This is a genomic window from Micromonospora sp. NPDC005206 (assembly GCF_040608175.1).
Lineage (GTDB): Bacteria > Actinomycetota > Actinomycetes > Mycobacteriales > Micromonosporaceae > Micromonospora.
In genome coordinates, this window is the sequence record NZ_JBEXHU010000006.1 from 149,499 (window position 1) to 164,126 (window position 14,628).

A 14,628-nucleotide genomic window follows, 5' to 3' on the forward strand; every position below is an offset into this window, starting at 1 on the left:
GCAGCACTACGATGCCGCACATGTGGTGGGTGGTGGCCGCGATCCTGGTCGTGGGGCTGGTCGGGGCGTACCTCATCTGGACCGCAGGCCGGGTAGAGCGGCTGCAGGGCCGCGCGGAACTGGCGGCGCGGGCCCTCGACGCGCACCTGCTGCGCCGGGCGGCGGCCGCCGCCGTGCTGGCCGAGCGGCGCTTCGGCGTCGAGCTGTACGCGGCGGCCCGGATCGCTCTGGACGCCCCTCCGGACGAGCGGGAGGCGGCGGAGAACGACCTGACCCGGCAGCTGCGCGGGGTGCAGCTGGACCCGGCCGATCCGGACTGTGGGGCGGTCATCGCCGCCAGTCGCCGGCTCGCGTTGTCCCGGCAGGTGCACACCGACCTCGTGCGTGACGCCCGGTCGGCGCGCAGCCGACCGCTGGTGCGGTTGTTGCGGATGGGGCGGGGCCGGGAGTGGCCGCGGTACTTCGACATCGACGACCCGACCCTGACGGTGCCCGCGGACGTGCCCGCGAACTGACCGGCCGCTGGCGCCCGGCCACTCCGGCGGCCGGTGACGAGGGCCACATCGCAGGCCACCGGGGGTCTGATTGGCTGTCGGTGCGGCGTTGGCTCGGGCGTAGCATTTTCGCTGCCACCCCCAGAGCACGTCCAAGGAGCGATGACCCATGTCCGAAACCACCGCCCCGAACGCCGGTACCACCCCCGTCGTCGGCACCGCCCGCGTCAAGCGTGGCATGGCCGAGATGCTCAAGGGTGGCGTGATCATGGATGTGGTCAACGCCGAGCAGGCCAAGATCGCTGAGGACGCCGGCGCGGTCGCGGTGATGGCGCTGGAGCGCGTGCCCGCCGACATCCGCGCGCAGGGCGGGGTGTCGCGGATGAGCGACCCCGACATGATCGACGGGATCATCGAGGCGGTCTCCATCCCGGTGATGGCCAAGGCCCGCATCGGTCACTTCGTGGAGGCGCAGATCCTCCAGTCGCTGGGCGTGGACTACGTCGACGAGTCCGAGGTGCTGACCCCGGCCGACTACGCCAACCACATCGACAAGTGGGCCTTCACGGTCCCCTTCGTCTGCGGTGCGACCAACCTGGGCGAGGCGCTGCGGCGGATCACCGAGGGTGCGGCCATGATCCGCTCCAAGGGCGAGGCCGGCACCGGTGACGTCTCCAACGCCACCACCCACATGCGCAAGATCCGCCAGGAGATCCGCCGGCTGTCCTCGCTGCCGGCCGACGAGCTGTACGTCGCGGCCAAGGAGCTTCAGGCCCCGTACGAGCTGGTCAAGGAGGTCGCCGACAGCGGCAAGCTGCCGGTGGTGCTGTTCACCGCCGGTGGGATCGCCACCCCGGCCGACGCCGCGATGATGATGCAGCTCGGCGCGGAGGGCGTCTTCGTCGGCTCCGGCATCTTCAAGGCCGGCAACCCGGCCCAGCGGGCCGCCGCGATCGTCAAGGCCACCACCTTCCACGACGACCCGGACGTGCTGGCCAAGGTCTCCCGCGGCCTCGGCGAGGCGATGGTCGGCATCAACGTCGACGAGATCCCCCAGCCGCACCGCCTGGCCGAGCGCGGCTGGTGAGGCGCGAGGAACGATCGGTGCGCATGAGCGGGCCAACGATCGGTGTGCTCGCGCTCCAGGGGGACGTTCGCGAGCACGTCGCGGCCCTGGCCGCGGCGGGCGCGGACGCCCGCCCGGTGCGCCGTCCGGCCGAGCTGGACGCGGTCGACGGGCTGGTCATCCCCGGGGGCGAGTCCACCACGATCAGCAAGCTCGCCGACATCTTCGAGATGCGCGAGCCGATCGACAAGCGGATCGCCGGCGGCATGCCGGTTTACGGGTCCTGCGCCGGCATGATCATGCTGGCCACCGAGGTGCTGGACGGCCGCCCCGACCAGCGGGGCTTCGCCGGCATCGAGATGACGGTGCGGCGCAACGCGTTCGGCCGGCAGGTCGACTCGTTCGAGGCGCCCGTGGAGATCAGCGGAGTCCCAGGTGAGCCGTTCCACGCGGTGTTCATCCGCGCACCGTGGGTCGAGCGGGTCGGTGACGGGGTCGAGGTGATCGGGAAGGTGACCGGTGGCCCGGCCGCCGACCGGATCGTGGCGGTCCGGCAGGGCAACCTGCTGGCCACCTCGTTCCACCCCGAGTTGACCGGTGACCTGCGCGTGCACGCGTACTTCGTGGACCTGGTGCGCACCGCCAGCTGACGGAGTGGCCCTTTCCGGGGCGGAGCCGCCGCGCGGTGGATGACAGCGGCCCGGGGGACGTCGGTAGGATTGCTGAGATTCGGCAGGGCCATCTGCCCGTCACGGCTTCCACCAGAGCCGACCGGCACCTCCGCGTGCGCCGGCGGGAGCGGGGCGTCAGCGGTGCGGTCGATGCAGACGGCGGGTAGCAACGGAGGTAGAAGATGTCCGGCCACTCAAAGTGGGCGACGACCAAGCACAAGAAGGCCGTCATCGACGCCAAGCGCGGCAAGATGTTCGCCAAGCTGATCAAGAACATCGAGGTGGCCGCGCGGACCGGCGGCGGCGACCCCTCCGGTAACCCGACGCTCTACGACGCCATCCAGAAGGCCAAGAAGAGCTCGGTGCCGAACGACAACATCGACCGCGCCGTCAAGCGCGGCTCCGGCCTGGAGGCCGGCGGCGCCGACTGGCAGACGATCATGTACGAGGGGTACGGCCCGAACGGCGTGGCGATGCTGATCGAGTGCCTCACCGACAACCGCAACCGGGCGGCGACCGAGGTGCGCACCGCGCTGACGCGCAACGGCGGCTCGCTCGCCGACGCCGGCTCGGTGTCGTACATGTTCTCCCGCAAGGGCGTGGTGATCGTCCCCCAGGAGGGCACCAGCGAGGACGACGTCATGATGGCCGTCCTCGACGCCGGCGCCGAAGAGGTCAACGACCTCGGCGAGGCGTACGAGGTGGTCTCCGAGCCGACCGACCTGATCGCGGTCCGCACCGCGCTGCAGGACGCCGGCATCGAGTACGAGTCGGCCGAGTCCTCCCTCATCCCCAGCATGAACATCCCGCTGGACGAGGAGGGCGCGCGCAAGATCTTCAAGCTGATCGACGTCCTGGAGGACTGCGACGACGTGCAGAACGTCTACGCGAACTTCGACGTCAGCGACGACGTGATGGCCGCGGTCGACGCCTGACGCGGTAGGACTGGGGCGCTGATTCCCGCCGGGCCGGTTGGTCGTCCGGCGGGAATCGCCTCTTTCCGGCTAAGACGGGGTGCCGCCCGCCCACTGAGGACGAGCGGCACCCGCCCGGGTCGTCGGCGGTCAGCCGATGGTTTCCCGCTCCCGCCAGGCGGCGCGCAACGAGGTTCGCCCGTTGGTCCGCAGCAGTGACCCCTCGTAGATCCGCGCCCCGGCGACCACGAACGCCACGGCGGTGGCCAGCAGGATGGCCAGCGAGACGAACGGCTCCCAGACGGCGGCGTCCCCGGTGAACAGCCGCAGGGGCATCGCCGTGGGCGACGAGAACGGCAGGTAGGACAGCAGCCGCATGGCCGTGGCGTTGTCGTTGAGGAAGATCACCGCGAAGAACGGCAGCATGACGGCGAGCTGCACCGGCGTCGACGCGGCGGCGATGTCCTCCTGCCGGTTGACCAGCGCGCCGGCCGCCGCCCACATCGCGGCCAGCAGCACGAAGCCGAGCAGGAAGAACGGCACGAACCAGCCGATCGCCGGGGCGAGCAGGGTGAGCAGGTCGCCGCTGTCGCCGATCTGCATGCCGGCGACCGCCACGATGGCGATCAACACGATCTGCCCGAGCGCCAGGATGCCGCCGGCGATCACCTTGCCGGCCAGCAGCGCTCGCACCGGCACGGCCGCGACCAGGATCTCCACGATGCGGGTCTGCTTCTCCTCGGTGACGCTCTGCGCGATCTGCAGGCCGAACGTCTGCGAGGTGAGGAAGAAGACGAACGCGAAGACGAACGGCACCAGGAACGCCACCACCGGGTCGACCGCGTCGGGGTCGAGGAGCTGCACCGGCGGCGCGCTGCTCAGCGCGTGGACCACGTCGTTCGGGGCCTCGTCCATGGCGAGCGCCTTCGGACCGGAGACCACGGCGGCGTCCACATCGCCGTCGCGAACGGCCTGTTCGGCGGCCCGGTCGTCGGCCACCACGCGGACCTCGAGGCCGGCGTCCCGCAGCGGGCCGGCGGCCTCCTGGGTGACGGCGACGCTCTCCGGCCCGCCGGAGAGCAGCGGCGGCAGGATGGTGCCCGCCGCGGCGATCAGCAGGAAGAAGAGCGTGCCGAACAGGAAGGTACGGTCGCGGAGCTTGACCCGGATCTCGCGTTCGGCGACCAGCCGGGTGGCCTGGGTGACGTTCACTGGGTGACCTCTCGGAAGATCTCGGTGAGCGAGGGGCTGACCGGGCGGAAGGCGCGGACCGGGCCACGGGCGAGGGCCGCCTGGAGCACGGCCTGTTCGTCGGTGCCGGCGGGCAGGTCGAAGACCACCCGCGCGCCGTCCAGCTCGACCAGGGTCACCCCGGGGTGGTCTCGGACCCAGCCGGCGTCGGTGGCCACCACCAGCTCGAAGCGGGGCACGGTGTACGAGTCGCGCAGCTGCTGCCGGCTGCCGGCGGCCCGGATCACCCCGTCGCCGATGATCACCAGGTCGTCGCAGAGCCGCTCCACGACGTCGAGCTGGTGGCTGGAGAAGAGCACCGGCACCCCGGCGGCGGCGCGTTCCCGCAGCACAGCGACGACGGTGTCCACGGCGAGCGGGTCGAGGCCGGAGAACGGCTCGTCGAGCACCAGCACCTCCGGGTCGTGCACCAGCGCGGCCGCGATCTGGGCGCGCTGCTGGTTGCCCAGCGACAGCGTCTCCAGCAGGTCGTCGCCGCGCTCGCCCAGCCCGACCCGCTCCAGCAGGGTGTCGGTGGCGCGTCGGGCGGCGGTGGCGTCGAGGCCGTGCAACCGGCCCAGGTAGGTCACCTGCTCCCGTACGGTCATCTTGGGGTAGAGGCCGCGTTCCTCGGGCATGTAGCCGAACCGCTGCCGGCCCTCCCGGGTCAGCGGCGCACCACCCCAACTCACCTCGCCGGCGTCTGGGGCGAGCACGCCCAGGATGATCCGCATGGTGGTGGTCTTGCCGGCGCCGTTGGCGCCCACGAAGCCGGTCATCCGGCCGGCGGCCACCTCGAAGGACACGCTCTTGAGCACCTGCCGATCGCCGAAGCTGCGGTCGACGCCGTTCAGGCGGAGTGTTCTGGTCACGCACCCACGCTAGATCGAGTACGTCGGTCCGCCGTCCGCCCGGCGGCTGAGCAGGCGGGTCCACCGTGCGACGGATGCCGCTCAGCCGCCGGGGCGGACCACCCCGTTCTCGTACGCGAAGACGACCGCCTGCACCCGGTCGCGCAGACCGAGCTTGGCCAGCACCCGGCTCACGTGGGTCTTCACCGTCGCCTCGCCCAGGTGCATGGCCGCCGCGATCTCCGCGTTGCTCGCCCCGGCGGCGAGCAGCACCAGCGCCTCCCGTTCGCGCGGGGTCAGCTCGGCCAGGGCGGTTTCGGCGTCCGGCCCGTTGCGGGCGGCGCCGGTCGGATCGCCGGGGCGGGCGAAGGTGGAGATCACCCGGCGGGTGATCTCCGGGGCGAGCAGGCCGTCGCCCCGGGCCAGCACCCGGATCGCCTCGACCAGCTCCTCCGGGGTGCCGTTCTTGAGCAGGAAGCCGCTGGCCCCGGCCCGCAGCGCGGCGAACAGGTAGTCGTCGCGGTCGAAGGTGGTGAGGATCAGCACCGCGGGCGCTGCGGGCCCCTCTCCGGTGATCAGGCGGGTGGCCTCCAGCCCGTCCATTCCGGGCATCTCCACGTCCATCAGCACCACGTCGGGACCGGTGGCCCGGGCCATGGTGACGGCGCGTGCGCCGTCCGCGGCCTCGCCCACGACCTCGATGTCGTCCTCCACCTCGAGGATGACCCGGAAGCCGGTGCGGACGAGGTGCTGGTCGTCGGCGAGCAGCACCCGGACCGGCCGGCCGACGTCTGGTGCCTCGTGGGCTGGTGCGGTGCTCATGCCGAGCGCTCCGCGCCGGCCGCCAGCTGGTGCCCGTCGCTCGGCTCCCGCTGCATGCCGACTGGCGGGTCCGCCGACGCCGCCAGCGGGAAGCGGGCGCGTACCCGCCAGCCACCGCCGACACGCGGCCCAGCCTCCAGGTCGCCGTCGTGCGCGGCGACCCGTTCGCGCATTCCGATCAGACCCAGCCCCAGGGCGTTGGCCATGCCGCCCGCCCGTCCGTCGTCGGTCACGTCGACCTCCATCTCCCGGGCCAGGTACCGGACCCGCACGTCCAGCAGGTCCGCTCCGGCGTGCTTCAGCGTGTTCGTCACCGCTTCCTGCGTCACCCGGTAGGCCGCCTGGGAGACCGATTCGGGCAGCGGGACCGGGCCGCCGTACACCCCGAGGGTGGCCGTCAGTCCCGCGGCCCGGGCTCGCTCGACCAGCTCGCCGATCCGTTCGACGCCGCCGGCCGCCGGCGGCTCGGCGTCGGCGCCGGCAGAGGTCCGCAGCACGCCGAGCATCCGGCGCAGCTCGTCCACGGCGGTGCGGGCGCTCTGCTCGATGGCGGCCAGCGCCGTGCGGGCCTTGCCCGGGTCGCGGTCGAACACCCGGCGGCAGGCGGACGCCTGCACCCCCATCACCGACACGTGGTGGGCGACCACGTCGTGCAGTTCCCGGGCGATCCGGACCCGTTCGCCGAGCACCGCCCGCTCCCGGGACTCGGCCTGGGACCGGCGCAGGTCCTCGGCCTGGGCGCGCAGCTCATGCTCGCGCCGCGCGGCCACCCAGGCGGTCTCGCCGAAGAAGTACGCGAATCCGAAGACCAGCACATTGACCAGTACGCCGGTGACCATCGCGGCGAGTACCGGTGGCACCGGACCGGCCGCGTCGGCGAAGGCATCGGGCGGGATGTGGTCGATGGTCACCGCGTAGTAGATCCCCAGCCAGGCGAACATCGTGGCGATCACGCCGATCCGCAGCCGGCGGGCCAGTTGATGGTCCTGCCCCCAGGCGCCGAGGGTGTAGAGGGCGCAGAACAGGGCCCAGGAGGAGAACTGGGTCTCCGGGGCCGATCGGGCCTGCGCGGCGATGAACGCCACCGCGACGATCAGCAGGGTGGCGGCCGGCCACCGTCGTCGCCAGATCAGCGGCAGGGTCACCGCGACGGTCCAGAGCAGCTGCTCCGGCCAGGACGGCGGCGGGCCCAGCAGGAACGCCCCGGCGCTGTGGGCCAGAGTGAGGCTGACCAGCGCCAGCAGGGTCACCCCCAGCCCGAGCCAGAGATCGATTCGGCGCTGCTCCGGTGTCGGGCCCGGGCGGCGCCATTCGTCACGCTGTGCCACGGTCATCCCGGAACGATGCCACGCCGGCCACGCCGGCCGCCACGGCCGCTCGCCCGGACGTACGGCGGTGACGTGGTACGGCGGTGACGTGGTACGGCGGACGGGCGGCGGCCCGGCGCGGGGGTCCGCACCGGGCCGCCTGGTCGGCTGCTGCTCATGCCGTCTGGCGGCGGGTCTTGATGGCGGTGTCGATGAGGTCCCAGACCAGGACCACGGCCACGCCCAACGCGATGAAAGCGCCCAGGCTGTTCCGGTTGTCCGCCTCCGCCAGCCAGCTCAGGCGCTCGGCCAGGGCCGGGTTGAGCAGCCGGTCAGAGAGCGCCAACCACAGCACCGGCACCGTGAACGCCAGGTTGAGCAGCGCCTTGGTCCCGAACAGGGCCCAGTTCCAGCGCCCGATCCGGTACTTGACGATCTCGAAGATCGCGGTGGCGGCCAGTACCCCGATCAGGGCCGGCAGCCAGAACGACCACAGGGCCGGGTCGAGGATCGGAATGTTGTCGCCGTCGTTGCCGTGCACCCAGGACTGGTAGTGCTGGAACGGCAGGTAGCCGATGGTGAGCACCAGCATGGCCACCGACGCGATGGTGTCGACGAGGGAGACGTCCTTGTGCACGGGGACGTCGGGAAGTTGGTCGACGGTCCAGTCGGGCAGGCCGGTGCCGGGTTGGGCGCGTTCGATGAGGGCGAAGGTCAGGGTGAGCCAGAAGCCGATCTGCACGCCGACCTGGAGGGCGGTGACGATGCCGGTCCCGATGGCCCCGAAGCCCTTGCCCTCCGTGACCTGGACGACTGTCACCACCGTGCCGACGAGCGCCGGGATGAAGCTGAGCAGCAGCTTCAGCAGCCGCAGCCAGACCAGGTAGTACGTCGGGCCGATGAGCTGCAACCGGCGGTCGGCGTACTGCGCGGCCAGGAGGTCCGGGTTGCCCAGCTCGGTGAGCACCTCCCGCTCGGCGGTGGTGGGTTCCTGGCCGCCGCCGGTCCGGTCCTCGATCATGTCCTCGATCGAGGCGCGCAGCTCGCTGGCGATCTCGCCTCGGCGCGGGGTGGGAACCGAGCGCAGAGTGGCGGCGAGATAGCGGTCGGTCAGGGTGTTCATCGGTCCACTCCTTGGATCAGTCCGGTGATGGAGGTCTGTACGGCGGCGAGGTCGTCAAGGAGTCGGCCCAGCATCGACTCGCCCTCGTCGCTGGTCCGGTAGAACTTGCGCGGCCGGCTCTCCTCGGTGTTCCACTCGCTGGTCAGCAGGCCCTGGTCCTCCAGGCGGCGCAGCAGCGGGTAGAGCGTGTTGGCGTCGACCGGGAAGCCGTGGTCGGTGAGCCGTTGCAGCAGTGCGTAGCCGTAGTCCGGTCGGCGCAGCGCGACCAGGCTGGCTACCACGACGGTGCCTCGACGCAGCTCCTGTAGGTGCGTCCGTAGAACGTCCTCGCTAACCATGTGTCACACCATACTGTGTAGCACACACTGTTGTCCACAGCAATAACATCGTGTTTGCCGGTGCCCCTTCGAGTGGTCGGAGGGTGCGGGTGCGGTCGCTCGCCGTCGCGGTGCGGGCGAACGCGCCCGATGGCGGTCCCTCGGGTGTGAAGCTGTCATCGTGGCGGAGAAGCGCTGTCAGGCCGTGGTCGCGGCGCCGCCCGCCCGCCGCCGGCTCGGCAGGAGTCCGAGCGGATGCCGGTGACGGGCGGCCCGCGTCGGCCGCTGACCCGCATGGTCGAGGGGCCGCAGCGTGCGGACCTGCTGGAGCTGTTCTTCGACCTCGCCTTCATCGCCAGCCTGACCCTGACATCGCAGAAGATGGCCGCCGAGGGGACCTGGACCGGCATTGGCCAGGCGCTGCTCGCCCTGTCGACGCTGTGGGCGGTGTGGGTGACCACGACGTTGATCACTGATACGTACAGTCCGCGGAAGCGGCCAATTCCCTACCTGATCCTGGGCATTGCGTCATGCTGATGTCCGCCGCGCTGCCGACGGCGTTCCGTGACCACGGACTGATCTTCGGTGGGACCTGGGCCGCAATAAATCTGGGCCGGGGGCTGGTGCTCATCCGGTCGCTGCGCGGTCGGCAGGAGCAGGAGCGATCCCTCCGCGCCCTGGTCTGGAGCCTCGGCTCGGGGACCCTCTGGGTGGTCGGCGGCCTCGTGGACGACCCCGGGTGGCGGCTCGTCGTGTGGCTCGCCGCGCTGGCCGTGGACTACATCGCGTTCGGGTTCCGCTTCCCCATCCCCGGTCGGGCGCCCCTGCCGCGGTACCAGGTGGCGCCGGAGCACCTCGCCGAGCGGTACCAGCAGATCTACATCCTCACCCTGGGCGAACTCGTCCTGGTCAGCGTTCTCAGTCTGAGCCACGAGCCCTTCACCCCGGGTCGGATCGGCGCCTTCGGCACCGCGTTCCTGACGGCAGTGGTGCTCTGGTGGAGCTACGACCAGGGAGCGGGCGCGACCCTCCGCGCCGCCATCGAGGCGTCACCGCGCCGAGCCCGGCTGGTGCAGACCAATCCGTACGCCCACTGGTTGAAGGTAGCCGGCGTGGTGGGCACGGCCGCCGGCATCGAACGAATCATCGCGCAGCCGGGGGAGCGGCCCGGCGCCCCCATGACCGCGCTCATCCTGGGTGGCGCCGGGCTCTTCCTCTGCGGTCGGGCGGTGCTGGAACACGAGGTCTACGGGCGGGTGCCGCTGTCCCACGTCATCGGTGTCGTCGCGGCGATCGCCCTGGCGCCGTTGGCGGCGCACCTGCCCGGGCTGGCGCTGGGCGTCGCCGCAGCCCTGGTGCTGCTGGGGGTGGCGGCCGGCGAACTGTTCCGCGCGCGGCGCCGATCCGCCCCGGAGGCGGTGGCATCCTGACACTGGCCTCGACCGCGAACCGGCGCGCTAGCGGACCACCACCCTGATGATGTGCGCCCGTCCACCCGCGTACGGTCCGGCACCCGATCCGAGTCGGGCGCCCTACTCGAAGCGGGACGGGTCCCCGGCGCCCCGGCGCAGGATCTCCGGCTCCGGCCCGGACAGGTCGACCACGGTCGTCGGCTCCTTGCCGCAGTCGCCGGCGTCGAGGACCGCGTCGAGCTGGTGGTCGAGCCGCTCCTTGATCTCCCACCCCTGGGTCATCGGCTCGTCGTCGCCGGGCAGGGTCAGGGTGCTCGACACCAGCGGCTCGCCCAGCTCGGCCAGCAGCGCCTGGGTCACCGTGTGCCGGGGTACGCGGACACCCACGGTGCGCTTGCGGGGATGCAGCATCCGGCGGGGCACCTCACGGGTGGCCGGCAGGATGAAGGTGTAGCTGCCCGGGGTTGACGCCTTCACCAGGCGAAAGACCGAGTTGCTGATCTGGACGAACTGGCCGAGCTGCGCGAAGTCCCGGCAGACCAGCGTGAAGTGGTGCCGGTCGTCGAGATGGCGGATCTGGCGGATCCGGTCCAGCCCGTCCCGGTTGCCCAGCTGGATGCCGAGCGCGTAGCAGGAGTCCGTCGGGTAGGCGACCAGCCCGCCGCCGCGGATGAGGTCGGCGATCTGGCCGATGATCCGGGGCTGCGGGTTCTCCGGGTGCACGTCGTAGTACCTCGCCATCCTCCGAGACTAGCCGTGGGGGAGACGAGGGCCACCCTCGGCGCGGACGGTGGAGCCGCCGAGATCACCTCGGTAGGGTAGGTCCCGGTCGGCTCCGACCACCAAGATCCAAATCGCCGGGGGGCGCCACGCATGGCCGATTCGTTCGCGCATCTGCACGTGCACACCGAGTACTCGATGCTCGACGGGGCGGCCCGGCTCAAGGACCTGTTCGCCGAGGCCAACCGGCTCGGCATGTCGGCGGTGGCGATCACCGACCACGGCAACATGCACGGCGCGAACGACTTCTACAAGCAGGCGATGGCCGCTGGGATCACCCCGATCCTCGGCGTCGAGGCGTACGTGGCGCCCGAGTCGCGCTACCACAAGGCGCGGGTCAAGTGGGGTCGGCCGGAGCAGAAGAGCGACGACGTCTCCGGCAACGGCGCGATCACCCACAAGACGATGTGGGCGAAGAACGCGCAGGGCCTGAAGAACCTGTTCACCCTCAACTCGCGCGCGTCCATGGAGGGGCACTACATCAAGTGGCCGCGGATGGACATGGAGTTGATCGCCGAGCACGCCGAGGGGATCATGGCCACCACCGGCTGCCCGTCCGGCGCGGTGCAGACCCGGCTGCGGCTGGGCCAGTTCGACGAGGCCCTCAAGGTCGCCGCCAGCTACCAGGACATCTTCGGCAAGGACAACTACTTCGTCGAGATCATGGACCACGGCCTCTCCATCGAGAGTCGGGTCCGTGAGGGGCTCACCGAGATCGCCCGCAAGTTGAACATCCCGCCGGTGGTCACCAACGACTCGCACTACACGGTCGAGGAGCAGGCCACCGCGCACGACGTGCTGCTCTGCGTGCAGACGGCCAGCAACATCGACGACCCGAACCGGTTCCGCCTCGAGGGCGGTGGCTACTTCATCAAGAGCGCCGACCAGATGCGCGCGGTCGACTCCTCCGAGCTGTGGCAGCAGGGCTGCCGCAACACCCTGCTGGTCGCCGAGAAGGTCGACCCGACCGGGATGTTCGAGTTCCACAACCTGATGCCGCGCTTCCCGGTCCCGGAGGGGGAGACCGAGGAGACCTGGTTCCGCAAGGAGACCTTCGCCGGGCTGGCCCGCCGCTACCCGAACGGCATCCCCGAGGGGCACGTCGTCCAGGCCGAGTACGAGCTGGGCGTCATCAACCAGATGGGCTTCCCGTCGTACTTCCTCGTGGTCGCCGACTTCATCCAGTGGGCGAAGAACCAGGGCATCGCGGTGGGTCCGGGCCGAGGTTCGGCCGCCGGCTCCCTCGTCGCGTACGCGCTGGGCATCACCGACCTGGACCCGATCCAGCACGGCCTGATCTTCGAGCGGTTCCTCAACCCCGAGCGCGTCTCGATGCCCGATGTCGACATCGACTTCGACGAGCGTCGGCGCGGCGAGGTGATCAAGTACGTCACCGACAAGTGGGGTGAGGACAAGGTCGCCCAGATCGCGACCTTCGGCACGATCAAGGCGAAGGCCGCGATCAAGGACTCAGCCCGGGTGCTCGGTTTCCCGTACGCGGTCGGCGACCGGATCACCAAGGCGATGCCGCCGGCCGTGATGGGCAAGGACATCCCGCTCACCGGCATCTTCGACGCGAAGCACCCCCGCTACGCCGAGGCCGGCGAGATCCGCGGCCTGTACGACTCGGACCCGGACGTCCGCAAGGTGATCGACACGGCCAAGGGCATCGAGGGGCTGATCCGGCAGACCGGCGTGCACGCCGCCGGCGTCATCATGTCCGCCGAGCCGATCATCGAGCACATCCCGTTGATGCGCCGCGACGCCGACGGGGCGATCATCACGCAGTTCGACTACCCGACGTGCGAGTCCCTCGGGCTGCTGAAGATGGACTTCCTCGGCCTGCGCAACCTGACGATCATCGACGACGCGGTCAAGAACATCGAGCTCAACCACGGCACGAAGCTCGACCTGCTGGGCCTGCCGCTGGACGACCCGGCCGCCTACGAGCTGCTGGGCCGCGGTGACACCCTCGGCGTGTTCCAGCTCGACGGTGGCCCGATGCGCTCGCTGCTGCGGTTGATGAAGCCGGACAACTTCGAGGACATCTCCGCCGTTCTGGCGCTGTACCGGCCCGGCCCGATGGGCGTCGACTCGCACACCAACTACGCGCTGCGCAAGAACGGCCTCCAGGAGATCACGCCGATCCACCCGGAGCTGGAGGAGCCGCTGCGGGAGATCCTGGCACCCACCCACGGCCTGATCGTCTATCAGGAGCAGGTGCAGCGCGCGGCGCAGATCCTCGCCGGCTACACCCTCGGTCAGGCGGACCTGCTGCGCCGGGCGATGGGCAAGAAGAAGAAGGAGATCCTCGACAAGGAGTTCATCCCGTTCCGGGACGGCTGCCGCGAGCGCGGCTACTCCGACGAGGCTATCCAGGCGGTCTGGGACGTCCTGGTGCCGTTCGCCGGGTACGCCTTCAACAAGGCGCACTCCGCCGCGTACGGCCTGGTCTCCTACTGGACCGCGTACCTCAAGGCGCACTACCCCGCCGAGTACATGGCGGGGCTGCTCACCTCGGTTGGTGACGACAAGGACAAGATGGCCCTCTATCTGTCCGAGTGTCGCCGGATGCGTATCCAGGTGCTGCCACCGGACGTGAACACGTCGGCCGGGCCGTTCACCCCGGTCGGCACGGACATCCGCTTCGGCCTGGCCGCGGTGCGCAACGTCGGCGCGAACGTGGTCGCCTCGATCATGCGCTGCCGGCAGGAGAAGGGCGACTACACCGACTTCTACGACTTCCTGTCCAAGGTGGACGCGGTGGTCTGCAACAAGAAGACGATCGAATCGCTGATCAAGGCGGGTGCCTTCGACTCGATGGAGCACCCGCGCAAGGGCCTGCTCGCGGTGCACGCGGACGCCATCGACGCGTACGCCGACGTCAAGCGCAAGGAGGCGGTCGGCCAGTACGACCTCTTCGGCGCGGGCTTCGGTGACGCCGACACCGGCAGCACGACGGTGATGCCGACCATCGGCGACAGCGAGTGGGACAAGCGCGACAAGCTGGCCTTCGAGCGCGAGATGCTCGGCCTGTACGTCTCGGACCATCCGCTGTTCGGCCTGGAGCACATCCTCGGCGCGGCGGCCGACACCACCATCGCCTCCCTCGCCGAGGACGGCGCGGTGCCGGACGGCGCGGTGGTCACCCTCGCCGGCATCCTCTCCGGGGTGCAGCGCCGGGTCACCAAGCAGGGCCGGGCCTGGGCCTCGGCCACCCTGGAGGACCTGGCCGGTGGGGTGGAGACGCTGTTCTTCCCCAACACCTACGAGGTGATCGGGCAGTACATCGCCGAGGACGCGATCGTGGTGGTCAAGGGGCGGGTGGACCGCCGCGACGACACCCCACGGATCATGGCGATGGACATGTCCATGCCGGACGTCAGCACCAGCGCCACCAACAAGCCGGTCACCCTCACCATCCCGGTGCACCGGTGCACGCCGCCGCTGGTGGAGCGACTCAAGGAGACCCTGGTGCTGCATCCCGGCGACACCGAGGTGCACGTCAAGCTGCTCAACGGCGGCCGCACCACCACCCTGCGGCTGGGTCCGTTCCGGGTGGCGGCGACGACCGCGCTGATGGGGGACCTGAAGAGCGTCCTGGGCCCGGCCAACGTGAGCTGACCGGGCCCCGGGACGCC

Annotated in this window: 14 protein-coding genes; 7 read left to right on the top strand and 7 right to left on the bottom strand. The window is 70.8% G+C overall.

What is annotated here, in order from left to right; all coding sequences use genetic code 11:
* The first annotated feature begins 11 nt into the window (after positions 1–11).
* The 4 genes from ABZU69_RS10780 (at position 12) to ABZU69_RS10795 (ending at position 3,166) form a co-directional block, all read left to right on the top strand.
* Positions 12–515, top strand: a complete 504-nt coding sequence (locus tag ABZU69_RS10780; RefSeq protein ID WP_354964158.1) for a hypothetical protein — start codon at positions 12–14, stop codon at positions 513–515.
* Between the two features lie 148 nt (positions 516–663).
* Positions 664–1,581 carry a pyridoxal 5'-phosphate synthase lyase subunit PdxS gene (pdxS, locus tag ABZU69_RS10785; RefSeq protein ID WP_354964159.1) on the top strand — a complete coding sequence of 306 codons (918 nt, stop codon included), beginning with the start codon at positions 664–666 and terminating at the stop codon, positions 1,579–1,581.
* Positions 1,582–1,604: 23 nt separating this feature from the next.
* Positions 1,605–2,210 (top strand): pyridoxal 5'-phosphate synthase glutaminase subunit PdxT, encoded by a 606-nt coding sequence (gene pdxT, locus ABZU69_RS10790; protein WP_354964160.1) that lies wholly within the window; start codon positions 1,605–1,607, stop codon positions 2,208–2,210.
* A gap of 203 nt (positions 2,211–2,413) precedes the next feature.
* On the top strand, positions 2,414–3,166 hold the full coding sequence (locus tag ABZU69_RS10795; RefSeq protein ID WP_354964161.1) for a YebC/PmpR family DNA-binding transcriptional regulator: 753 nt from the start codon (positions 2,414–2,416) through the stop codon (positions 3,164–3,166).
* Positions 3,167–3,295: 129 nt separating this feature from the next.
* Here ABZU69_RS10795 and ABZU69_RS10800 read toward each other — a convergent pair whose 3' ends face one another.
* From ABZU69_RS10800 to ABZU69_RS10825, 6 genes are all read right to left on the bottom strand, one after another.
* Positions 3,296–4,357, bottom strand: coding sequence for an ABC transporter permease (locus ABZU69_RS10800; protein WP_354964162.1), 1,062 nt, complete (start codon positions 4,355–4,357; stop codon positions 3,296–3,298).
* Positions 4,354–5,247, bottom strand: a complete 894-nt coding sequence (locus ABZU69_RS10805) for an ATP-binding cassette domain-containing protein (protein WP_354964163.1) — start codon at positions 5,245–5,247, stop codon at positions 4,354–4,356. Before ABZU69_RS10805 ends, ABZU69_RS10800 begins: the two co-directional genes overlap by 4 nt.
* Positions 5,248–5,328: 81 nt before the next feature.
* Positions 5,329–6,048 (bottom strand): response regulator transcription factor, encoded by a 720-nt coding sequence (locus ABZU69_RS10810; RefSeq protein ID WP_354964164.1) that lies wholly within the window; start codon positions 6,046–6,048, stop codon positions 5,329–5,331.
* A complete protein-coding gene (locus ABZU69_RS10815; protein ID WP_354964165.1) occupies positions 6,045–7,382 on the bottom strand; it encodes a sensor histidine kinase in 1,338 nt (445 codons plus the stop codon). The genes ABZU69_RS10810 and ABZU69_RS10815 overlap by 4 nt, the downstream gene beginning before the upstream one ends.
* Positions 7,383–7,530: 148 nt before the next feature.
* Positions 7,531–8,478 (bottom strand): permease prefix domain 1-containing protein, encoded by a 948-nt coding sequence (locus ABZU69_RS10820; protein ID WP_354964166.1) that lies wholly within the window; start codon positions 8,476–8,478, stop codon positions 7,531–7,533.
* Positions 8,475–8,816: a PadR family transcriptional regulator gene (locus ABZU69_RS10825; protein ID WP_121676282.1), complete on the bottom strand. Its 342-nt coding sequence runs from the start codon at positions 8,814–8,816 to the stop codon at positions 8,475–8,477. The genes ABZU69_RS10820 and ABZU69_RS10825 overlap by 4 nt, the downstream gene beginning before the upstream one ends.
* 234 nt (positions 8,817–9,050) lie before the next feature.
* Here ABZU69_RS10825 and ABZU69_RS10830 point away from each other — a divergent pair, with 234 nt between their 5' ends.
* Both ABZU69_RS10830 and ABZU69_RS10835 read left to right on the top strand, forming a co-directional pair.
* Positions 9,051–9,332: a low temperature requirement protein A gene (locus tag ABZU69_RS10830; protein ID WP_354964167.1), complete on the top strand. Its 282-nt coding sequence runs from the start codon at positions 9,051–9,053 to the stop codon at positions 9,330–9,332.
* On the top strand, positions 9,326–10,225 hold the full coding sequence (locus tag ABZU69_RS10835) for a low temperature requirement protein A (protein WP_354964168.1): 900 nt from the start codon (positions 9,326–9,328) through the stop codon (positions 10,223–10,225). Before ABZU69_RS10830 ends, ABZU69_RS10835 begins: the two co-directional genes overlap by 7 nt.
* Positions 10,226–10,327: 102 nt before the next feature.
* Here the strand turns inward: ABZU69_RS10835 and ABZU69_RS10840 are convergent, their stop codons facing one another.
* Positions 10,328–10,948: an L-threonylcarbamoyladenylate synthase gene (locus ABZU69_RS10840; protein WP_354964169.1), complete on the bottom strand. Its 621-nt coding sequence runs from the start codon at positions 10,946–10,948 to the stop codon at positions 10,328–10,330.
* Between the two features lie 132 nt (positions 10,949–11,080).
* On the opposite strand from ABZU69_RS10840, the gene dnaE reads away from it, so the two are divergent.
* Positions 11,081–14,611, top strand: coding sequence for a DNA polymerase III subunit alpha (gene dnaE / locus ABZU69_RS10845; RefSeq protein WP_354964170.1), 3,531 nt, complete (start codon positions 11,081–11,083; stop codon positions 14,609–14,611).
* Positions 14,612–14,628: the final 17 nt, after the last annotated feature.